Here is a 21,120-nt window from a genome sequence, read left to right on the forward strand (position 1 = left end):
GACGCGTGGCCCGTGACTGAAGAACGCGCGCCGCCCCTGCTGAAAACGAAGGACTTCGGCGCGGATCGGCGTGCGAAACTGTGTTTCGCACCCGTAGCCGGGCGATTCTCCTTCGTTTTCGGAGAGAGCGACGGCGCGAGCTCTACTCGGCGTCAAGCTCTTGGAAGAGGGTGATCTGGAGGCCGCCCGGCGCGTCGAGCCGGGAGTTGAGCGAACGCCACGGCGTCTCCCGCGGCGACGCGATGAGCGTGGCGCCGGCGTCGACGAGGCCGTCGGTCGCCGTCTGGGCGTCGGCCACCTCGAAGGCGACGCGCATCCGGGCGCTCGGTAGTCCTTCGGCTTCGATGCCGTCGATCATCTTCACCTGCGCCGGGTTGGCGATCTCAAGGGTGGCGCGGCCCGCGTCGAGGATCATGACGCGCGCGTCGCCCTCTCCCTCGAACGCGGCCTCCTCGGTGAGGCCGAGCGCATCGCGGTAGAAGGCGACGGCGGCCTCGAAGTCGTCGGCCTGGATGACGAGGCGCAGCTGGCGCACGGGCGCGGGGTCGGTGTCTTCGCTCATGCTCCACACCCTACGACGGCGACCCAAACGAAGGACTTCGGTGTCGATTACGCGGCGAAACGCCGTTTCGCACTCGCGACTGGCCGGTACTCCTTCGTTTTGGGAGAGGGGACCGGATGCGCAGAGCGGTAGGGGAGCGTTCACCGCGGGCACACCTGCGCGCCACGGACGGTACACGGCGCACGCCCACGCTGTAGGCGTGCGCCAGCAAATGATCGCCGCCCTGCTCGTCACCTCGTTCACGACCGCCGGCGTGGTGATCGCCCCGCCGGCAGCGGCGGTCGCACAGACGCCGGTCACCGGCACGACCAACACCTCAGTCGCGACCAACACCGCAGTCGCGACGAGCACCGCAGTCGCGAACAAGCCCGCCGCCTCGAGCACCGGAACCGTGCTGTTCAACGAGGTGGCCAACGGCGGACCCCGCTCCGACGCCGACGGCTTCTTCGAGCTCCGCAATTGGGGAGACACGGCCGTCGACCTCTCCGGCTGGAACGTCTACCGGTGCAGCATCCAGGGCCTGCGCGCCAACGTCGGACGCCCCGAGGCCGACCTGAGCGGCGTCGTGCTGCAGCCGGGAGACATCTTCACCGTCAGCAAGATCGGCATGCCGGGCGACGCGCACGTCGGCCAGCCGTACTCGATCCTCGGGTTCGGGCTCTATCTCGAGTCGCCCGATTCGCGGCGGGCGGACGCCGTAGGCGTCTACCCGAACGAACCATGGCCCACCGAGAGCGAGTGCACCGACGACGCCAACCTGCCCAACACGCTGAACTTCGCGCTCGGCGAGAGCTGGCAGCGCATCGCGAACACCGGCGACACGACCAACGACTTCCTCGCGGCGCCCGCCACGATCGGCGCCGCCAACTCCGTCAAGGCCACGGCCCGCGCCGACACCGGCGTTGTCATCTCCGAGTACGCGCCGTCGGGCGCCGCAGCCGTCGACGACGAGTTCGTCGAGCTGCTCAACACCTCGAGCCAGAGCGTCGACCTCGGCGGCTGGCAGCTCTACCGCTGCACCGCGAGCGGGCGGCTCCGCCCCGACACGCTGCAGCTCACGCTCGAGGAATCGAGCGTGCTGGCACCCGGCGACCGCTGGGTGCTCGGCGGCCCGGGCTTCACCGGCACCGCCGACGCCCGCTACTCCAGAGAGCTGGCGGACGTGACATCCGGAGTCCTGCTGCAGACCTCCGACGGCCGGCTCGTCGACCGCATCGCCACGTCGAACTACGCCGACAGCGCCTGCCAGAACGACAAACTGCCGGCCGTGCTCGACTTCGTCGCCGACGAGTCGTACCAGCTGACCGAATCCGGGTTCATCGTCGCGCCGCGCACACCGGGGCGCGCCAACGCGAGGCGCGAGTCGAGCGTGTTCGCCGAGCCGTTCGCGTATGGGACGGCCGGGTCGGGCGCGCAGCCCGCCGTCGCCATCAGCGAATTCGCCAACGACCCCGCGCGCGACCAGATGCCGAACGGGATCGAGCCGAGCAACTTCGTCGAGCTCGCCAACTTCGGCACCACGCGGGTGGACATCGGCGGCTACACGATCCGCCGCTGCGAGGAGAGCGGCATCCGCAGCCGCGCCGTGCAGGCCACCGTGCCCGCGGGCACCGTGCTGCGGCCGGGCGCCACCTTCGTCGCCGCCCGTGTCGGAACCGCGACCGACGCCGACATCGGCTACGACACGTCGATCAACTTCCTGGGCGGCGGCGTCTGGATAGCGGATGCCTCGGGCCGACGTGTCGACAGCGCCGGCGTCTACGCGCTGAACGAGATGGACGAGAGCCTCGTCACCCCCAGCCCGTGCACCAAAGGCGTCGCACTCGCGACCTTCGCGCTCGACCGGATGCGCGGCGAGACGTTTCAACGCACCCGCTTCACCGGCGTCGACGACGACGACTTCGTGACGGCGCCGGCGACGCCCGGACGCATCGACCGGCACGAGTGGGTCGACCCGACGTTGCGGGTGGCGGCCGGCGCCGCGCCGCAGGAGCCGGCCGTCGCGCCCGCGGCCGCACCGCGAGTGGCCGCCGCAGGCACCCCCGTCACCGTGCTCGAGGCCTACGCCGGCGTCAGCCCGGCCCCGCTCGCCGAAAAGGTCGGCGACGCCGAACGGAAGCTCGACCCGCTCGCACCCGCCGCCGCCCTCGACGACGCGTGGGGCTACCCGTACCAGCGGTTCGTGGTCGACGCAGACGGCCTGGCCGCGGGGTCGACCGTCGCCTGGGCGGGCGAGTCGACCGGCCGGAACGAGATCCAGTTCAGTGTGTGGGATGCAGCGGCCTCTGCCTGGCGGATGCTGGCTGCCGGAACGTCCCGGCTCGAGGGCGTGCTCGCCGAGGGCGACCTCGACGACGGCACCGTCACCTTGCTCGCCCAGAACGGGCCGCGCACCGCGGCGACGCTGGCGGAGACGGCCGACGGCGCTCTCGAAGACCCGGACGACTACGACCTCGCGATCTCGCACATCACCGACACGCAGTACCTCACCGAGACCTACCCCGCCGTCTACGCCGAGCTCGTCAGCTGGATCGCCGACAGCGCCGACGAGCGCAAGATCGCGTTCGCCACGCACACCGGCGACCTCGTGCAGAACTGGGTCGACCCGAACCAAGACGATACCCGGGCGCGCCGCGAATTCGAACGGGCGAGCGCGGTGCAGGGGATCCTCGACTCGGCCGGCGTTCCGAACAGCGTGCTGCCCGGCAACCACGACAACAAGCGCGGCATCGACAACGACCTGTACAACGAGTACTTCCCTCCGTCGCGCTACGCGGACGCTCCGAGCTACGGCGGCTCGATCGCCGAGGGTGACAACAGCGCCAGCTACTCGACGTTCGAACAGGCGGGAGCCCGCTTCCTGATGCTGTCGTTGCCGTACGCCTACGGGGAGCGCGAGATCGCCTGGGCCGAGGGCATCGTCACGAGTCATCCGCAATTCAATGTCGTCGTCTCGACGCACGAGCACGTGACCCCGAAGTCCGAGCTCGAGGGGGCTCACCGCTCGGCCAACTCGCGCTGGGTGTCGAACGGCCAGAAGCTGTGGGAGCGGGTCATCGCCCCGAACCGCAACGTCGTCGTCGTGCTCTCGGGGCACTTCCACGGGATCGGGCAGATCGTCACCGAGAACGCGGGCGGCATCGAGGGGCACGACGTGGTCGAGCTGCTCGCCGACTACCAGGAGTTCCGCACGCACACGGGGGAGCGGGCGACAGGCTTCCAGCGGCTGCTGCAGGTCGACCTGGCCAGCTCGACGATCGCCGTCGACACGTTCTCGGTGCGGCTCGACGCGAGCGCGAGCTTCGACTACGACTACCGGCAGTTCCGGCCCGAGAACGGGCAGTCGAATACCCTGGCGAACGGACGCCCGTGGCGCATCGTCGAGGCGGGTGTGCAGAACAGGTACACCGCGGCAGACGACGAGTTCGCGGCATCCGCGGGTTTCCAGTACGCGAAGCGGGTGGCGACGACCGCGATCACCGTCGCGCCGCGGGTCGACGCGCCCGTCGCACACTCGAGCGCCGACTGGGGCTGGACCCGCACCGACGGCGCCTGACGCGCGCACGGCGGCTCGAGCCGGGCAGGGTCGGCACAGGCGGCGGCGGTAGGGTTTTCGCATGACCGTTGACCCGCCGAGAGACGACGCCGACCTCGAATCAGAGGAGGCCCTCAGCTGGGATGGGGAGCGCGACGCGAGCCACGTGGCCGGGCCTGAGCCCGTCGGTGCGAAGCCGGTGCGGCAGAGGAAGTCGCGGGCCGGCGCTTCGACAGGCTCAGCGACCGGCGGGCGCGCTTCGACAGGCTCAGCGACCGACGGCTCAGCGACCGACTCACCCACAAGCTCGTTCCTGCTCGTGACCTACGGCATCGTCGCCGGGGTCTACGGCCTCTACACGGTCGGCTGGATCACCACGGTGCTCCGCGGCGGCGGCACCATGTCGACGATCCTCGGCGAGGTCATGTTCCAGTTCGGCGAGTTCCTCGCCATCTCATCGGCACCGCTCTGGTTCGCCTCGGCCTTCTACCTCACCCGCGGCAGCAGGCCGGTCGTGCGCCTGGCCTGGCTCATCGCCGGTCTCGTGCTGCTGATTCCGATTCCATTCGTACTGGGGATGTAGGCATGACCGACGAAGACATTCTCGAAGACGACAGCCGAGCACCGGCCCGCACCCGCCTCGGCTGGCAGGCCGTGACCGTCTCGATCGCGTTCGGCCTGCTCTACGCCTACGACCTGTGGGAGGCGGTCAACAACGCCATCGAGCTGCCGAGGCAGTACGCCGCCCTCGAGGTGCTCGGCGTCGCGGTCGGCGAGGTGCCGTGGACCCTGATCATCGCGAACATGCTCGTCCCGGTGGGCGTCTACCTGCTCGCGTTCGTCATGGGCCTTCGCCGAGCGCTCTTCGGCAAGGTCGTGCTATTCACGCTCGGCCTGGCCCTCGTCGCGGTGCTGACCCTCGACATCATCGCCATAGCCTGAGTCGCGGCATCCGCCCCGCCTGACGAACAGAGGGGCAATGAATCGACTCTCCGCATGGCTGCGAAGGTCGATTCATTGCCCCTCTGGTCTGGCGGCTGGTGACTAGCTCGTGAGCGAGTCGACGTACTCCTGGTTCTCGGTGATCCACTTGGCGACGATGGGCGCGTAGTCCGAGCCGTCGTAGTCGACGAACATGGCCTGCTCGAGCGAGTAGAGCGTGTCGAGGTCCATCTCGAAGTTGTCCATCCACTCGGTGACCTGCGGGTACTCGTCCTCGAAGTCGGCCTTGCCGAACGCGTGCAGGCTCTCGAGGTCGGCGAGGGTGCCCTCGGGGTCTTCGAGCGTCTTGATCGGGAAGGCGGAGTTCGCCCAGTGCGGCTCCCAGAGGGTCACGACGATGTTCTCGCCGGAGTCGGTCGCGGCGGTCAGCGCCGTCAGCATGGCGGCGGTCGAGGAGGTGGTGAACTCCATGTCCTCGAGGCCGTAACCCGGGATGACCCGCTCTTCCATCGCGGCGGTGAGGCCGGCGCCCGGCTCGATGCCGACGATCTCGTTGCCGAACAGGTCGGCGTTCTCCGCGAGCTCGGCGAGCGAGTCGATCGGGGCGTCGGCGTTCACGGCGACCGTGAGCTTCGACTCCTCGTTCCACGCGCCGAGGTCTGTGATGTCGTCGCCGTACTTGTCGAAGTAGGCGGCGTGGGTGTCGGGCAGCCAGACGTCGAGCGTCAGGTCGTAGTCGCCCTTCGAGAGGCCGAGGAAGACGGGGGCCGCGTCGGCGTACGAGAGGGTGACGTCGTAGCCCTTCTCGTCGAGGATGGCCTTCCACAGCTCGGACGCGGCGATGCCCTCGTCCCAGCCGTTGAACACGGCGAGGTCGAGCGCCTTGGTGTCCTTGTTGCCGTCGCCGACGGTCTCTGCGGGGCCGGCGGCTGCGCAACCCGCGAGGGCGAGCATGCTCACGGCGCCCAGGGCGATGAATGAGGTGTAACGGTTCTTCACGGTGTTCTGCCTTTCGTTGGTCGACTGCTGTGGCCGGCCGTGATTGGAGATTGCAGGAGCAGGAAGCTCCGGTTCGCCGACGCGTAGGCGCCGGCAAGAGGGTGGGTCAGGCGTCGACGAGCTCGCGCTCGGCGGGGGCCTGGCCGGGGTTCGCCGCCTTCGCGGCGGACTCGCGTTCGAGACGGGCGGCGCCGCGGCGGCCCAGCACGCGACCGAGAGGCGTGTCTCCTCCGCCGAGCGCGGCGGTGAGCCGGTCGAGGAAGATGGCCAGGATGACGACCGAGAGGCCTGCCTCGAAGCCGAGGGCGACATCGATACGGTTCAGGCTCGCGACGACGGGCTGGCCGAGGCCGCCCGCGCCGACCATGCCCGCGATGACGACCATGGAGAGCGAGAGCATGATGACCTGGTTGACGCCGGCCATGATGCTCGGCATCGCGAGCGGCAGCTGGATCTGGCGGAGGATCCGCCACGGCGAGGCGCCGAAGGCCTGGCCGGCCTCGACGACCTCGGTGTCGACGCCGCGGATGCCGAGCTCGGTCAGCCGCACTCCGGGAGCCACGGCGAAGATGATCGTCGCGACGACGCCGGGCACGACGCCGATGCCGAACAGGATGAGGGCAGGGATCAGGTAGACGAAGGCGGGCATCGTCTGCGTGAGGTCGAGCACGGGGCGCAGGAGGTTCGACGTCGCGCGGCTCTTCGCCGCTGCGATCCCGAGCGGTATGGCGATGAGGATCGCGATCACGCTGGCGACGAGCACGAGAGCGAGCGTGTCCATCGCGTTGTCCCACTGGTCGACGCCGAGGATGAGCGTCAGCCCGAGCACGGTTCCGATCGCGAACTTCCAGCCGCGAGCGGCGAAGCCGAGGGCGGCCAGCACGATGATGACGGCCCAGAACGGCGGCGTGGAGAACACGGCGTCGACGATCTCGTAGGCGCCGGAGACGACCGTGGCCACGAAGTCGAAGAGGAAGCCGAACGTGTCGGTGATGAAGTCGATGATGTCCTCGACCCAGCGGCCAAGGGGAATGCGGAAGTCGTTCAACGTCCTGCTCCTTCGAGAGTGGGATCGAGCAGAGTGTCGGTCATCTCGCTCACCGTGATGGTGGCGATGGTCTCGGTGACGGGGATCTCACCGGTGGTCGTGCTCACGTTGCCCAGGGCGGCGAGCAGGGTGACCCGGGGGATCACGCCGATCAGCCGCTTCTTGTCGTCGAGCACGGCGATCGGCAGGTCGCTGCCGACCGAGAGCTCGACGAGCTCGCTGATCACGACGTCGGAGGTGACGGTCGTGGCGTCGTCGAGCAGGATGCTGCGCAGGTCGGTCTCGCCGCGCTTGACCTGGCGCAGAACGTCGCGGTCGCGCACGATGCCGGCGAAGGTGCGGTCGCGGCCGAGCACGAAGGTGGCCTGCGACTGCAGGTCGCGCATCGTTCGCAGCGCGGCACGGGGGCCGGCGGTGACGGTGACGACCGAGCGGGCCGGCTCCATGACGCTGGCGGCGGTGAGCACGCGTGCCCGGTCGACGTCCTGCACGAACTGGGCGACGTAGTCGTTGGCGGGATCCGTGAGGATCTCCTCCGGGGTGCCGATCTGCACGATCTTGCCGTCGCGCATGACGGCGATGCGGTCGCCGAGGAACATGGCCTCGTTCAGGTCGTGCGTGATGAAGATGATGGTCTTGCCGAGCTCGCTCTGCAGCTCGATGAGCTGCTCCTGCATCTCGCGGCGGATGAGCGGGTCGAGCGCCGAGAAGGCCTCGTCCATCAGCAGGATGTCGGTGTCGCTGGCGAGCGCCCGGCCGAGGCCGACGCGCTGCTGCATTCCGCCCGAGAGCTGCGACGGGAGGCTGTTCTGGCGCCCGTCGAGCCCGACGAGGCGGATGATCGTGTTGGCTCGCTCGAGCCGCTCGGCCTTGGCGACGCCCTGGATCTCGAGGCCGTAGGCCACGTTGTCGATCACGGTGCGGTGCGGCAGCAGCGCGAAGTGCTGGAACACCATCGACACGCTGCGCTTGCGCACCTCGCGCAGTTTTGCGGCCGGCAGGCCGGAGATCTTGGTGCCTGCGACGCTCACGCTGCCCGAGCTGGGCTCGAGCAGTCCGTTGAGCATGCGGATCAGCGTCGACTTGCCGGAGCCCGAGAGCCCCATGACGACGAAGATCTCGCCGCGGTTCACCTCGAAACTGGCGTCGACGACCGCGTGGGTCTTTCCGAAGGTCTTGCCGAGTCCGTCGGCCGTAAGAATCGTCTGCGGTGGTGAGATGTCACTCACATGTACTCCCGAGCGCACCCCGAATAAGGCCGCAATGCGGCCCCGACTGTGGGTGCTTGTGCTTGTGGACGGGTAGCTCTGATCGCTTCACCGCCGAAGGGCGTGTGCCGGCGCGATCACGGGATCGCAGCCTTCAGAGTCTCACCGTACGCACAGGCGGTCCCACCCCGAGGGTGGCCGCAGGTAACGCGTCCAAGATGACCGGAAAAACAATATTTCCTGCCTCGACCGTAGCACGCGGTCGCGCCGAGCGCCGGGCGGGCACCGCTGGGGCGCATCCATTCGGCTACACCGCGACGAACACCAGCAGGGCGATAAGTGCGGCCTGACCGGCAAGTCTCGGCCAGAACGGGATGGCCGCCCTGCCGAATCGCTCGGGATGCTTCGATGCGTACGCATTGGCCGGAAACACGGCCACGAGAAAGACGATGAGGGCGACGGATGCCACGATCCGGGTCGCAGGGACGGCGAGACCGACCCCGCCCGCGACCTCGCACACGCCCGTGAGGTAGACGAGGTTCATGGGGCGGAGCACGCCGCTGCGCCGCATCGACGGAGGGATCATCGCCGCCATCGTGCGCGCGGGCCGCTCGCGGAAGTGACCTACCCCCATGCCGACGAAGAGAACGACCAGCAGCACGAGCACGATCGTCCGTGTTACGTCCAGCGCGGCTTCCATCATGGAGTCATTCTGCCGCGCAGTAGACTCATCGGGTTGCGCGGCCAGCGCCAATCTCCCCCTCACCCCCGAAGGAATCGTTCGTGGCTAAGCCGATCGTGCTGATTGCAGAAGAACTTTCACCCGCGACTGTCGAGGCCCTCGGCCCCGACTTCGACGTGCGCACCGTAGACGGCACCGACCGTCCGGCGCTGCTGTCGGCGCTCTCCGACGCGAGCGCGATCCTCATCCGCTCCGCGACCAAGGTCGACGAGGAGGCCATCGCGGCCGCGCCGCACCTCAAGGTCATCGCGCGGGCCGGTGTCGGGCTCGACAACGTCGACATCAAGGCGGCGACGACCGCCGGCGTCATGGTCGTCAACGCGCCGACCTCCAACATCATCTCGGCGGCCGAGCTCACCGTCGGCCACATCATCAGCCTCTCCCGGTTCATCCCCGCGGCCCACGCCAGCCTCGCCGCCGGCACCTGGAAGCGCTCTAAGTACACCGGCACCGAGCTGTACGAGAAGACCGTCGGCATCATCGGACTCGGCCGCATCGGCGCGCTCATCACCGCGCGCCTGCAGGCCTTCGGCATGAACGTCGTCGCCTACGACCCCTACGTCACCTCGGCCCGCGCCCAGCAGCTCGGCGTCACGCTGCTCACCCTCGACGAGCTGCTCGCGCAGAGCGACTTCATCACGATCCACATGCCGAAGACGCCCGAGACCACGGGCATGATCTCGACCGAGCAGTTCGCGACCATGAAGCCCACCGCGTTCATCGTCAACGTCGCGCGCGGCGGTCTCATCGACGAGGACGCGCTCTACGCGGCCCTCAAGTCGCAGCGCATCGCCGGCGCCGGCCTCGACGTCTTCGTCAGCGAGCCGCCGCTCGAGTCGCCGTTGCTGACGCTCGACAACATCATCCTCACGCCGCACCTCGGTGCGTCGACCGACGAGGCCCAGGAGAAGGCCGGCGTCTCGGTCGCGAAGTCGGTGCGCCTCGCGCTCGGCGGCGAACTGGTTCCCGACGCGGTCAACGTCGCGGGCGGCGTCATCGATCCGAGCGTGCGCCCCGGCATCCCGCTGATGGAGAAGCTCGGCCAGGTCTTCTCCGGACTCGCCAGCAGCCCGGTCACGAGCATCGACGTCGAGGTGCGCGGCGAGATCGCCGACTTCGACGTGAGCGTGCTCAAGCTCGCCGCGCTCAAGGGCATCTTCTCGAACATCGTCAGCGAGTCGGTCAGCTACGTCAACGCGCCGCTCCTCGCCGAGCAGCGCGGTGTCACCGTGCGTCTCATCACCGAGACCGAGAGCGAGGAGTACCGCAACCTGCTCACGATCCGCGGCGCGCTGAGCGACGGCTCGCAGGTGTCGGTCTCCGGCACGCTCACCGGAACCAAGCAGACCGAGAAGATCGTCGAGATCAACGGCTACGACGTCGAGGTGCCGTTCGCCAAGCACCTCATCGTGATGATCTACACCGACCGGCCCGGCATCGTCGCCGTCTACGGCAAGGAGTTCGGCGACGCATCCATCAATATCGCGGGCATGCAGATCGCCCGTCACGAGGCCGGCGGCCAGGCGCTCAGCGTGCTGACCGTCGACTCGCCCGCTCCCGACGAGCTGCTCGAGACCGTGCGCGTGGCGATCGACGCCGACGTGCTGCGCGAGATCGACATCACGGAGTAGACCAGCTCCCTCCTCAGGGCGCCAATTCGGGCGGACGGCTACAGCGCGCGCTGCAGCCCGACGCCCGAAGTGGCGCCCTTCGGTGTCCGGTCTATGGGGTCAGCCCCGTCGCGCGCGCACCAGGTCGGCGACCACGGCGATGACCTCGTCGAGCGAACCGGCGTCGGTGCGGGTCGTCGCATCGGGGAAGAGCGCCGAGCTGTAGTAGAGGCCGTCGCTGACGAGCAGCACCAGCCGCGCGACCCCGGGATCGCCGACCTCGGACTCGACGAGGTCGAACCACTCCGTCTCGATGCGGGCGAGCGCCGCCCGCGCCTCGGGGTAGATGCCCGACTGGGCGAGCCGGGTGAGGGCGATGTACGAGTTGTCGAAGTCGGTCCCCGCCGTCACCGAGGTGCGGATGAACGTGCTCACCACCCCCTCGGGCGAGGCCCGCAGCAGATCGGAGTAGTCGGTCGCGCTGGCGGAGATGCGCTCGATCACGCCGTCGACCAGGTCTTTCTTCGATCCGAAGTGGTAGAGCAGCCCGCCCTTGGAGACGCCGGCCTCGACCGCGACCGCCTCGAGCGTCGCGGCCCGTTCGCCGCGCTCGATGACCACCCGCTCGAACGCGTCGAGCACGGGTTCCTTCGCCGACTGTTTCTGCGTCATCTGGCAACTGTACCGTCCAGACGGTACAGTTGCCAGAATGAGCACCACAGACACCACCACCCGGGTCCGGGCCACACCTCGGCAGTGGGCCGGCCTCGCCGTGCTCATGCTGCCGGTGCTGCTCGTCTCGATCGACAACACCGTGCTGAGCTTCGCCCTGCCGCACATCGCCCGCGACCTGCTGCCGAGCGCGGCCGCCCAGCTCTGGATCGTCGACGCCTACCCGCTCGCCCTCGCCGGACTGCTCGTCGCCATGGGCAACCTCGGCGACCGCTACGGCCGCCGCCGCCTGCTCATGATCGGCGCGAGCGGCTTCGGGGTCGTCTCCCTGTTCGCCGCGTTCGCCCCGGATGCGACCTCGCTCATCGCGGCCAGGGTACTCCTCGGCGTGTTCGGTGCCATGATCATGCCTGCCACCCTGTCGCTCCTGCGCAGCCTCTTCCTCGACCGCCGGCAGCGCCGCCTCGCCATCGCGATCTGGGCCACGGGCTTCTCGGCCGGCTCCGCGATCGGTCCGATCGTGGGCGGGGTGCTGCTCGAGCACTACTGGTGGGGCTCGACGTTCCTCATCGCCATTCCCGTACTCCTCCCGCTGCTCGTGCTCGCGCCCATCCTCATCAAGGACTCGAAAGACCCCTCGCCCGGCCCGTTCGACCTTCCGAGCATCCTGCTGTCGATGGCGACGCTCGCCCCCATCGTCTACGCGATCAAGGAGGTCGCCACCGAGGGGTTCGGCGTGCTGCCTATCGCGCTCACCCTGGTCGGCTTGACCGCGGGAACCCTGTTCGTGCGCCGGCTGTCGCGACAGGCGAACCCCATGCTCGACATGCAGCTCTTCCGGGCGCCCGCGTTCAGCGGAGCGGTCATCGTCAACCTGGTGAGCGTGATCTCGCTCGTCGGTCTGCTGTTCTTCCTCACCCAGCACCTCCAGCTGGTGCTCGGGCTCGATCCGCTCGAGGCTGCGCTGCAGCTACTGCCGGGAACAGTGGTGATCATCGCCGCCGGCCTGCTCGTCGTGCCGGTGGTGCGCTTCGTGCGCCCCGGGTTCATCATGGCGTTCGGACTCACGCTGTCGCTCGTCGCCTACGCGTCGATCGCGATCATCGGGTCGGACTCGACCGTGCTCAGCCTGGTGATCGCGTTCTGCGTGCTCGGCGCGGGGATCGGTGCCGCGGAGACGCTCTCGAACGACCTCATCATCTCGAGCGTTCCGCCCGCGAAAGCGGGAGCAGCATCCGCCGTCTCCGAGACCGCCTACGAGGTCGGCGCCGTTCTCGGAACCGCGGTTCTCGGCAGCATCCTCGCCGCCTCCTACCGCACGTCGATCGTGATCCCCGACGGGGTCGGCTCGTCAGACGCGGCGGCCGCACGCGAGACGCTCGGCGGCGCCGTCGAGGTGTCGGAGGGGCTTCCTGCCGCCCTCGGCGACCGGCTGCTCGAGTCGGCGCGCGCCGCATTCGACTCGGGTGTGGTTGCGACATCGTGGGTCGCCGTCGCGCTCATGGCCGTCGCGATCGCCGTGACGTTGATCACGCTGCGCAAGGTGCGAGGCTAGCGAGACAGGTGGGACACGTCGAAACGCACGGTCCGTCGACGTTGACGGGCCGTGCGTCTCGACGAGCTAGGGGGTCTGGCTCAGACGAGGTCGTTGGGGGACTTGGTAGAGCGCTGCTGCACGCTCTCGCCGCTCGCCGGGTCTACGTTCGAGCGAACGGTGGTGACCGACTCGCGCTTGCGTACGGCCAGCACGATTCCGATGATGAAGATGATGACTCCTGCGCCCATCAGCAGGTAGCCGATGGTGCTCAGTTCGATCCAGTCCAGCTGCACGTTGACGGCGAAGGCCAAGATAGCACCGATGACGAACAGGGCGATTCCGCTTCCAATACTCATGGGCATCACATTAGCGACTGGTCGTACCGCGGTGGTGGCATTGACTTGAGTCCGCAATCCTGCATACGGGCCGCCGCCGGGTGGCCGGGCATGCCGGGCAGTACGCTAAAGACATGCCCACAGCCCTCAATCTCGCCGTCATTCCCGGAGACGGAATCGGACCCGAAGTCATCGCCGAAGCGCTCAAGGTGCTGCGCGCGGCGCTCGGCGACGACGTCGAGCTCGCGACGACGCAGTTCCCCTTCGGTGCGGGTCACTTTCTCGAGACCGGCAAGATCCTCGACGACTCCGACCTCGACGAGCTGAAGAAGCACGACGCGATCCTGCTCGGCGCCGTCGGGGGAGACCCGCGCGACGCACGGCTCAAGGGCGGGATCATCGAGCGCGGCCTGCTGCTCAAACTGCGTTTCGCCCTCGACCACTACGTGAACCTGCGGCCGACGACGCTCTTCCCCGGCATCGACTCGCCGCTCGCCGCCCCCGGCGTCGTCGACTTCGTCGTGGTGCGCGAGGGTACAGAGGGCCCGTACGTGGGCAACGGCGGCGCGATCCGCGTCGGCACCCCGGGCGAGGTCGCGAACGAGGTCTCGGTCAACACGGCCTTCGGCGTCGAACGCCTCGTGCGCCACGGATTCGCCGTCGCTGCATCCCGACCGGCCAAGAAGCTCACCCTCGTGCACAAGACCAACGTGCTCGTCTTCGCCGGCTCGCTCTGGCAGCGCACCGTCGACCGCGTCGCCCTCGAATTTCCCGATATCGCGGTCGACTACCTGCACATCGACGCGGTGACTATATTCATGGTCACGAATCCGGGTAGGTTTGACACCATCGTCACGGACAACCTCTTCGGCGACATCATCACCGATCTTGCTGCCGCTATCAGCGGCGGAATCGGACTGGCAGCCTCCGGCAACATCAACCCGACCGGAGAGTTCCCCAGCATGTTCGAGCCGGTGCACGGATCCGCGCCCGACATCGCCGGCCAGCAGAAAGCCGATCCCACCGCCGCGATCCTCTCCGTGGCGCTGCTGCTCGATCACCTCGGACAGACGGATGCCTCGGCTCGCGTCTCGGCAGCGGTCTCCGCCGACCTCGCGGCCAGGGGCACCGAGTTCCGCAGCACCGCGCACATCGGGGATGCCATCGCGGCCTCGCTCGACAAGAATTAGCTCACCGAACCGACCTTAGGAACAGCATGATCAAGAACCTCCTCGCACCCACGACACTGCAGTTCCTCCGCTCCAAGAACCCCGAGGCCAAGGCGGAGATGGAGCGGATGGAGATCCTCGCCGACCCCGGTTTCGGCAAGCACTTCACCGACCACATGGTCGACATCTGCTGGTCGGCCAAGGGCAGCTGGCACCGTCCGCGCGTGCAGCCCTACGGCCCGATAGCGCTCGACCCCGCCGCGGCCGTGCTGCACTACGGGCAGGAGATCTTCGAGGGCCTCAAGGCCTACCGTCACGCCGACGGCTCGATCTGGAGCTTCCGTCCCGAGGCCAACGCGGCCCGCATGCAGCGCTCGGCCCGTCGCATGGCGATGCCCGAGCTGCCGACCGAGTACTTCATCGACTCGCTCAAGGAGATCATCGCCGTCGACGGCGACTGGGTTCCGTCGGCGCCCGAGACGAGCCTCTACCTGCGCCCGTTCATGTTCGCGAAGGAGGCGTTTCTCGGCGTGCGGCCGGCCGAGAAGGTCAACTACTACGTGATCGCCAGTCCCGCCGGCCCGTACTTCGCGGGCGGCGGCGTCGTGCCGATCTCGATCTGGCTGTCGACCAAGTACTCCCGTGCAGGCAAGGGCGGAACGGGCGCCGCCAAGACCGGCGGCAATTACGCCTCGTCGCTCGTCGCCCAGGCCGAGGCCTACGACAACGGCTGCGACCAGGTGCTCTTCCTCGACAGCGAAGAGGGCAAGTACCTCGAAGAGCTCGGCGGCATGAACATCGTGCTGGTCTACAAGGACGGCACGCTCGTCACCCCGCAGTCCGACTCGATCCTCGAGGGGATCACGCGCGACTCGATCCTCGAGCTGGCCGAAGACCGCGGGCTGAAGGTCGAACGCCGCCGCGTCACGCTCGACGAGTGGCGCGAGGGTGCTGCCTCCGGCGAGATCGTCGAGGCCTTCGCCTGCGGCACCGCCGCCGTCGTCACGCCGATCGCGCTGGTCAAGAGCGACGAGTTCGAGATCGGCTCCGCGGATGCGCCCGCCGGCCCCCTGACGCTGTCACTGCGCGAGGAACTGACCGACATCCAGTACGGCCGCCGCGAGGACGTGCACGGCTGGATGATGCGGCTCGACGCGTAGCGCGAGCTCTCGGGCAGACCCGCGGTCTACCGGGTTACGACAGACGGCGCTTCGGCGCGCGACCCACGGTGAGCGACGGGTCGCTCTCCGCGACTCCGCCGATGGCCGCGTCGATGGCCGCGAGCGTCTCCGACGACAGCGTCACGCCCGACGCCTTCACGTTGTCGACGACCTGCTCGGGGCGTGAAGCGCCGATGATCGCCGAGGCGACGTTGTCGTTCTGCAGCACCCAGGCCAGCGCGAGCTGCGCCATGGTGAGACCGTTCTCGGCAGCGATCGGCTCGAGCTTCTGCACGCCGGTCAGCACCTCGTCGCGCAGCCAGGATCCGATCATGTCGGCCCCGCCCGAGGCATCCGTCGCCCTCGATCCGGCGGGCAGCTCGGCGCCGGGCTTGTACTTTCCGGTGAGCACTCCCTGTGCGACGGGCGACCAGACGATCTGGCTGATGCCGAGCTCGCGCGATGCCGGAACGACCTCGGGCTCGATGACGCGCCAGAGCGCGGAGTACTGCGGCTGGTTCGAGATGAGCTGGATGCCGAGCTCGGTGGCGAGCTTGTGGCCCGCGCGCAGCTGGTCGGCCGACCACTCGGAGACGCCGATGTACAGCGCCTTGCCCTGGTTCACAACCTGCGCGAACGCCTGCATCGTCTCCTCGAGCGGGGTCTCGTAGTCGAACCGGTGCGCCTGGTAGAGGTCGACGTAGTCGATGCCGAGGCGCACGAGCGAGGCGTCGATCGACTCGCGGATGTGCTTGCGGCTGAGCCCGGTGTCGTTCGGACCCTTCGGTCCGGTCGGGAAGTAGACCTTGGTGAAGATCTCCAGCGACTCGCGCCGCTGGCCCTTGAGCGCGTCGCCGAGAACCTTCTCGGCGGCGGTGTTGGCGTAGGTGTCCGCCGTGTCGAACGTGCTGATGCCGACGTCGAGGGCTGCGTGCACGCAGCTCGTCGCCACCTCGTTCTCGACTTGCGAGGCGTGGGTGAGCCAGTTTCCGTAGGTGATTTCCGAGACCTTGAGGCCGCTGTTTCCGAGATAACGATGTTCCATGTGGTCAACGCTAGACCCGCGCGGTGGGGAGTACCCGAGCCGTGCCATCCGGCCTAGGGTTAGAACGTGAAAATAGCGCGCTTCAGCAACGGTGGAGACCCCAGGTTCGGCATCGTCGACGGCGACGAGATCGTCGTCCTGACCGGCGACCCGATGTTCTCGGGCTTCGACACGACCGAGGAGCGCATCCCGCTCGCCGAGGTGCGCCTGCTCGCACCGGTGATCCCGCGCTCGAAGGTCGTCTGCATCGGGCTCAACTACGCCGAGCACAAGGCCGACATGGGCGACGTCGGACCGTCGACGCCCCTGATGTTCCTCAAGCCGAACACCGCCGTCGTCGGCCCCGGCGACGCGATCCAGCTGCCGCCGAACGTCGGCAAGATCGTGCACGAGGGCGAGCTGGTCATCGTGATCGGCAAGATCGCCAAGCAGGTGAAGGCCGAGAACGCGGCCGACTACATCTTCGGATACACCGTGGGAAACGACGTCTCGGCGCGCGACCTCATGGTGAGCGACGGCCAGTGGGCGAGGGCCAAGGGCTATGACACCTTCGCCCCGATCGGCCCGGTCATCGAGACCGAGCTCGATCCCGGCAACGTCGAGATCACGACCTTCGTCGACGGCGAGCAGCGCCGCCACGGCAACACCTCGCAGATGCTGCACTCGGTCGCCGAGATCGTGGCCTTCGCCTCAGACGTGTGGACCCTGCTGCCCGGCGACATCATCATGACCGGAACCCCGGGCGGCCTCGGCGGCTTCGTCGCCGGCCAGACCGTCGACATCACGATCGAGGGAGTCGGCACGCTCAGCAACCCGGCACGCGCCCGGTCGTGAGCCTCGACGAGCCCGAGTTCCGCGCCATCCAGCGGCGCTCGGTCGCTCTGCTCAGCACCGGCCAGGTGCTCGGCGGCCTCGGGCTCGGCGCCGGCCTCTCGCTCGGAGCGATAATCGCCGCATCGCTCTCCGGGTCGCCGGCGTGGAGCGGCATGGCCGCCACGATGAGCACCCTCGGCGCCGCAGCGGCGGCGATCCCGCTCGCGCGGCTGGCACGCGGCCGCGGCCGCCGCGTCGCCCTCACGGTGGGGGCGCTCGTCGCCGCCCTCGGCGCGGTGCTCACCATCGTCAGCGTCGTCGTCGCCTCCTTCGTGCTCCTGCTCGTCGGGCTCGCCATGCTCGGCAGCGGCGCCGCGGTCGGACTCCAGTCGCGGTTCGCCGCCACCGACCTCGCCGGCGACAGGCACCGGGCCCGCGACCTGTCCATCGTCGTGTGGGCCACATCGATCGGCGCGGTCGTCGGACCGAACCTCGTCGGACCGGGAGAGCTGCTGGGAAGCTCCATAGGTCTTCCGCCGCTCGCCGGCTCGTTCGTCTTCACCGTCGTCGCCCAGATCGCGGCCGCCGTCGTCTACGTCGTCGGCCTGCGTCCCGACCCGCTGCTGACGCGACAGACTCTGGATGCCGCGCCCGCCGGCCCCTCGTCGCAGGCACCGGTGCTCGGCCGACCCCGGTACGCCACCTACGGGATCGCCGCTACGGCCATCAGCCACGCGGTGATGGTGTCGGTGATGTCGATGACTCCCGTGCACCTGAGCAGCCACGGGGCATCCATCACCATCATCGGCCTCGTTATCAGCCTGCACATCGCGGGCATGTTCGCGCTGTCGCCGGTCTTCGGTTCCCTCGCCGACCGCATCGGCCGCATCCAGGTCATCCTTATCGGACAGGGCATCTTCGTCGCAGCGCTCGCCACCGTCGCGCTCGGCGCGGAGAGCGAGCAGGGCGCCGTCGTCGGCCTGATCCTGCTCGGGCTCGGCTGGAGCGCGTCGACCGTCGCCGGCTCGGCCCTCGTCGCGGAGTCGGTCGGGGCCGACCGCCGGGCGGTGATCCAGGGCCGCAGCGACCTCGCCATGAACAGCGCGGGCGCGCTCGGCGGAGCGCTCGCCGGACCCGTGCTCGTGCTCTTCGGCTACTCCGGGCTCGCGGTGGTCGCCAGCGTGCTGGTGGCCGTCGTGCTCGGACTGACCGCGCGGCTGTACAACGGCGCGCGGCCGCTGCCCGCGTGAGGCAGACCCCCGCCCGCCGGCGCATCCGCTGCCGATAGGATTACAGGCAATGTCTGCTCCCTTCTCCACCGCTGCCGGTGCCGATGTTCGCGTGCGGTTCTGCCCGTCGCCAACCGGCACCCCCCATGTCGGTCTCATCCGCACCGCCCTCTTCAACTGGGCCTACGCCCGCCACACCGGCGGCAAGCTCGTGTTCCGCATCGAGGACACCGACGCGGCCCGCGACAGCGAGGAGAGCTATCTCCAGCTGCTCGACGCGCTGCGCTGGCTGAACCTCGACTGGGACGAGGGCGTGGAGACCGGCGGCCCGCACGAGCCGTACCGGCAGTCGCTGCGCACCGACATCTACCTCGGTGTGATCGAGAAGCTCAAGGCCAGCGGACACCTCTACGAGAGCTTCGCCACCGGCGAGGAGATCGAGGCACGCAACGTCGCCGCCGGTCGCGACCCCAAGCAGGGCTACGACAACTTCGAGCGCGACCTCGGCGCAGAGCAGATCGCCGCATGCAGGGCCGAGGGACGCAGCCCGGCGCTGCGCCTCAGGGTTCCCGACACCGACCTGAGCTTCGACGACCTGGTGCGCGGCGAGATCACCTTCCCCGCCGGGTCGTTCACCGACTTCGTCGTCGTGCGCCCCAACGGCGCCCCGCTGTACACGTTCGTGAACCCCGTGGATGACGCGTTGATGGGCATCACGCACGTGCTGCGCGGCGAGGACCTCCTGTCGAGCACCCCGCGCCAGATCGCCCTCTACACCGCACTCATCGAGGTCGGGGTGACCGAGTTCATCCCGCGCTTCGGCCACCTGCCCTACGTGATGGGCGAGAACAACAAGAAGCTCTCGAAGCGCGACCCCGAGTCGAACCTGTTCCACCACCGCGAGCGGGGCTTCATCCCCGAGGGGCTGCTGAACTACCTGTCGCTGCTCGGCTGGTCGCTGTCGCACGACCGCGACGTGTTCTCGAGCGACGAGATGGTCGCGGCGTTCGACGTCGTCGACGTGAATCCGAACCCCGCGCGCTTCGACCTCAAGAAGGCCGAGTCGCTCAACGGCGACCACATCCGTCTGCTTACGGTCGACGACCTCGCCGACCGCCTCGTGCCCTACCTCGACGGTCTCGTCTCGACGCCCGAGCAGCACGAGCTGCTGCGTCTCGCGACGCCGCTCGTGCAGGAACGCATGCAACTTCTCGGCGAGGCCCATGGCCTCCTCGGCTTCCTGTTCACCGACGACGACGCCATCGAGGTCGAGGCCGACGCGATGCCGAAGGACGGCGCCGACGTCGTGCTGGACGCCTCGATCGAGGCGCTCGGCCACGTGCTGAAATGGGACCACGACCACATCGAGGCCGCGCTGCGCGTCGCCCTGATCGAGCGACTCGAGCTCAAGCCGCGCGTCGCCTTCGGGCCGCTGCGCTCCGCGATCTCCGGGCGTCGCATCAGCCCGCCGCTGTTCGAGTCGATGGAGCTGCTGGGCAAGGACTCCAGCCTGTTCCGTCTCGCGAAGCTGCGGGCCCGGCTGTGACCCTCGAGGGCGGCCTCGAGAGCTCTGCGAGCCTCGAGGGTGCTGCGGCCCTCGAGCGCGAGGTCGTCGTCGTCGGCGCCGGCCCCGCCGGCCTGAGCGCCGCCCTCAACCTGGTGCGCGCCCGTCGTTCGACCCTCGTGCTCGACAGCAACCGTCCGCGCAACGCCGCGACGTTCGCCTCGCACGGGTACGTCAGCCGCGACGGCATCTCGCCGCTCGAGCTACGCCGTCTCGGACGCGAAGAGCTCGAGGCCTACCCCGAGGCGTCGTTCGCGAAGGCGGTCGTGAGCAATGTGACGCGCATCGACGGCGGTTTCGCGGTGGCCTATGGCGCATCCGTCGTCACCACCAGCACCATCGTCATCAGCACGGGGCTCACCGAGAAGTTCCCGGCGCTGCCCAGCCTGCGCCAGTTCTACGGCACGAGCGCCCACAGCTGCGTCGAATGCGACGCCTACGAGTACGCCGACCAGCCGATCGCCCTCATCGGCGAGACCGACGACCTCGCCGCGCGGGCACTCGTGCTCTCGCAGTGGAGCCGCGACCTGATCGTCTTCACCAACGGCGTGGGTGTCGTGACGCCCGAAGACGAGGCGATGCTGGGGGAGCGGGGCATCCGCGTCGAACGGCGCGAGCTGGCGGATGTCGCGGGGGACCGTTCCGGCATCACCGGGGTCGCGCTCGCCGACGGCGAGACCGTGCCGCGGGCGGCCGTGTTCGTGCGACCCGTCTACGCCCCGAACCTCGCCTACGTGTCTGAACTCGGCCTCGAGTTCGACGCAGACGGCTACCTCGTGGTCGACGGCGGCGGACGCACCAGTGTCCCCGGTGTCTACGCCGCGGGCGACTCGACGGCGCCCGGCCCGCAGCAGCTCATCGTGGCGGCCGGGGCAGGCGCGAAGGTGGCTGCGGCGCTCAATCGAGACATGCTGATCTGACTCGGTTTTTACTCTGGCCGGGTATGGGCT

The 21,120-nt window shown here is 68.8% G+C and carries 19 protein-coding genes; 11 read left to right on the forward strand and 8 right to left on the reverse strand.

The window, feature by feature from the left end; translation table 11 throughout:
- Positions 1–142 precede the first annotated feature (142 nt).
- A complete protein-coding gene (locus ABIE21_RS18050; RefSeq protein WP_354026246.1) occupies positions 143–562 on the reverse strand; it encodes a VOC family protein in 420 nt (139 codons plus the stop codon).
- 199 nt (positions 563–761) lie between these two features.
- Between ABIE21_RS18050 and ABIE21_RS18055 the strand changes: the two genes are divergently transcribed.
- The 3 genes from ABIE21_RS18055 (at position 762) to ABIE21_RS18065 (ending at position 5,039) form a co-directional block, all read left to right on the forward strand.
- Positions 762–4,118, forward strand: coding sequence for a lamin tail domain-containing protein (locus ABIE21_RS18055; RefSeq protein WP_354026247.1), 3,357 nt, complete (start codon positions 762–764; stop codon positions 4,116–4,118).
- Between the two features lie 61 nt (positions 4,119–4,179).
- Complete coding sequence (locus tag ABIE21_RS18060; protein WP_354026248.1) at positions 4,180–4,680, forward strand: hypothetical protein; 501 nt, start codon at positions 4,180–4,182, stop codon at positions 4,678–4,680.
- 2 nt (positions 4,681–4,682) lie between these two features.
- On the forward strand, positions 4,683–5,039 hold the full coding sequence (locus ABIE21_RS18065; RefSeq protein WP_354026249.1) for a hypothetical protein: 357 nt from the start codon (positions 4,683–4,685) through the stop codon (positions 5,037–5,039).
- A gap of 102 nt (positions 5,040–5,141) precedes the next feature.
- Here the strand turns inward: ABIE21_RS18065 and ABIE21_RS18070 are convergent, their stop codons facing one another.
- The 4 genes from ABIE21_RS18070 to ABIE21_RS18085 all read right to left on the reverse strand — a co-directional run bounded on the left by ABIE21_RS18070 (position 5,142) and on the right by ABIE21_RS18085 (position 8,997).
- Complete coding sequence (locus tag ABIE21_RS18070; RefSeq protein WP_354026250.1) at positions 5,142–6,038, reverse strand: glycine betaine ABC transporter substrate-binding protein; 897 nt, start codon at positions 6,036–6,038, stop codon at positions 5,142–5,144.
- A gap of 106 nt (positions 6,039–6,144) precedes the next feature.
- Positions 6,145–7,086, reverse strand: a complete 942-nt coding sequence (locus ABIE21_RS18075) for an ABC transporter permease (protein WP_354026251.1) — start codon at positions 7,084–7,086, stop codon at positions 6,145–6,147.
- Complete coding sequence (locus ABIE21_RS18080; RefSeq protein ID WP_354026300.1) at positions 7,083–8,306, reverse strand: quaternary amine ABC transporter ATP-binding protein; 1,224 nt, start codon at positions 8,304–8,306, stop codon at positions 7,083–7,085. Before ABIE21_RS18080 ends, ABIE21_RS18075 begins: the two co-directional genes overlap by 4 nt.
- Positions 8,307–8,601: 295 nt before the next feature.
- Positions 8,602–8,997 (reverse strand): DoxX family protein, encoded by a 396-nt coding sequence (locus tag ABIE21_RS18085; RefSeq protein ID WP_354026252.1) that lies wholly within the window; start codon positions 8,995–8,997, stop codon positions 8,602–8,604.
- 80 nt (positions 8,998–9,077) lie between these two features.
- Here ABIE21_RS18085 and serA point away from each other — a divergent pair, with 80 nt between their 5' ends.
- Positions 9,078–10,667: a phosphoglycerate dehydrogenase gene (gene serA / locus ABIE21_RS18090; RefSeq protein WP_354026253.1), complete on the forward strand. Its 1,590-nt coding sequence runs from the start codon at positions 9,078–9,080 to the stop codon at positions 10,665–10,667.
- A gap of 99 nt (positions 10,668–10,766) precedes the next feature.
- Here serA and ABIE21_RS18095 read toward each other — a convergent pair whose 3' ends face one another.
- On the reverse strand, positions 10,767–11,318 hold the full coding sequence (locus ABIE21_RS18095; protein ID WP_354026254.1) for a TetR/AcrR family transcriptional regulator: 552 nt from the start codon (positions 11,316–11,318) through the stop codon (positions 10,767–10,769).
- Between the two features lie 37 nt (positions 11,319–11,355).
- On the opposite strand from ABIE21_RS18095, the gene ABIE21_RS18100 reads away from it, so the two are divergent.
- Entirely contained in the window at positions 11,356–12,873 is a 1,518-nt protein-coding gene (locus ABIE21_RS18100) for an MFS transporter (protein WP_354026255.1), read from the forward strand.
- 80 nt (positions 12,874–12,953) lie between these two features.
- Here ABIE21_RS18100 and ABIE21_RS18105 read toward each other — a convergent pair whose 3' ends face one another.
- Positions 12,954–13,211, reverse strand: a complete 258-nt coding sequence (locus tag ABIE21_RS18105) for a DUF6458 family protein (RefSeq protein ID WP_354026256.1) — start codon at positions 13,209–13,211, stop codon at positions 12,954–12,956.
- Between the two features lie 113 nt (positions 13,212–13,324).
- Between ABIE21_RS18105 and ABIE21_RS18110 the strand changes: the two genes are divergently transcribed.
- Together ABIE21_RS18110 and ABIE21_RS18115 are read left to right on the forward strand one after the other, a co-directional pair.
- Complete coding sequence (locus ABIE21_RS18110; protein ID WP_354026257.1) at positions 13,325–14,380, forward strand: 3-isopropylmalate dehydrogenase; 1,056 nt, start codon at positions 13,325–13,327, stop codon at positions 14,378–14,380.
- 26 nt (positions 14,381–14,406) lie between these two features.
- A complete protein-coding gene (locus tag ABIE21_RS18115) occupies positions 14,407–15,519 on the forward strand; it encodes a branched-chain amino acid aminotransferase (protein WP_354026258.1) in 1,113 nt (370 codons plus the stop codon).
- Positions 15,520–15,553: 34 nt separating this feature from the next.
- Here the strand turns inward: ABIE21_RS18115 and ABIE21_RS18120 are convergent, their stop codons facing one another.
- Positions 15,554–16,564, reverse strand: coding sequence for an aldo/keto reductase family protein (locus ABIE21_RS18120; protein ID WP_354026259.1), 1,011 nt, complete (start codon positions 16,562–16,564; stop codon positions 15,554–15,556).
- A 66-nt stretch (positions 16,565–16,630) separates the two neighbouring features.
- Between ABIE21_RS18120 and ABIE21_RS18125 the strand changes: the two genes are divergently transcribed.
- The 4 genes from ABIE21_RS18125 to ABIE21_RS18140 all read left to right on the forward strand — a co-directional run bounded on the left by ABIE21_RS18125 (position 16,631) and on the right by ABIE21_RS18140 (position 21,090).
- Entirely contained in the window at positions 16,631–17,398 is a 768-nt protein-coding gene (locus tag ABIE21_RS18125; protein WP_354026260.1) for a fumarylacetoacetate hydrolase family protein, read from the forward strand.
- Positions 17,395–18,627, forward strand: a complete 1,233-nt coding sequence (locus tag ABIE21_RS18130; RefSeq protein ID WP_354026261.1) for an MFS transporter — start codon at positions 17,395–17,397, stop codon at positions 18,625–18,627. Before ABIE21_RS18125 ends, ABIE21_RS18130 begins: the two co-directional genes overlap by 4 nt.
- 49 nt (positions 18,628–18,676) lie before the next feature.
- The gene (gene gltX / locus ABIE21_RS18135) at positions 18,677–20,152 is read left to right on the forward strand and encodes a glutamate--tRNA ligase (RefSeq protein ID WP_354026262.1); all 1,476 of its coding nucleotides are present in this window, start codon (positions 18,677–18,679) and stop codon (positions 20,150–20,152) included.
- Between the two features lie 92 nt (positions 20,153–20,244).
- Positions 20,245–21,090, forward strand: coding sequence for an NAD(P)/FAD-dependent oxidoreductase (locus ABIE21_RS18140; RefSeq protein WP_436232363.1), 846 nt, complete (start codon positions 20,245–20,247; stop codon positions 21,088–21,090).
- Positions 21,091–21,120: the final 30 nt, after the last annotated feature.

Source organism: Conyzicola nivalis (genome assembly GCF_040548875.1).
GTDB lineage: Bacteria > Actinomycetota > Actinomycetes > Actinomycetales > Microbacteriaceae > Conyzicola > Conyzicola nivalis_A.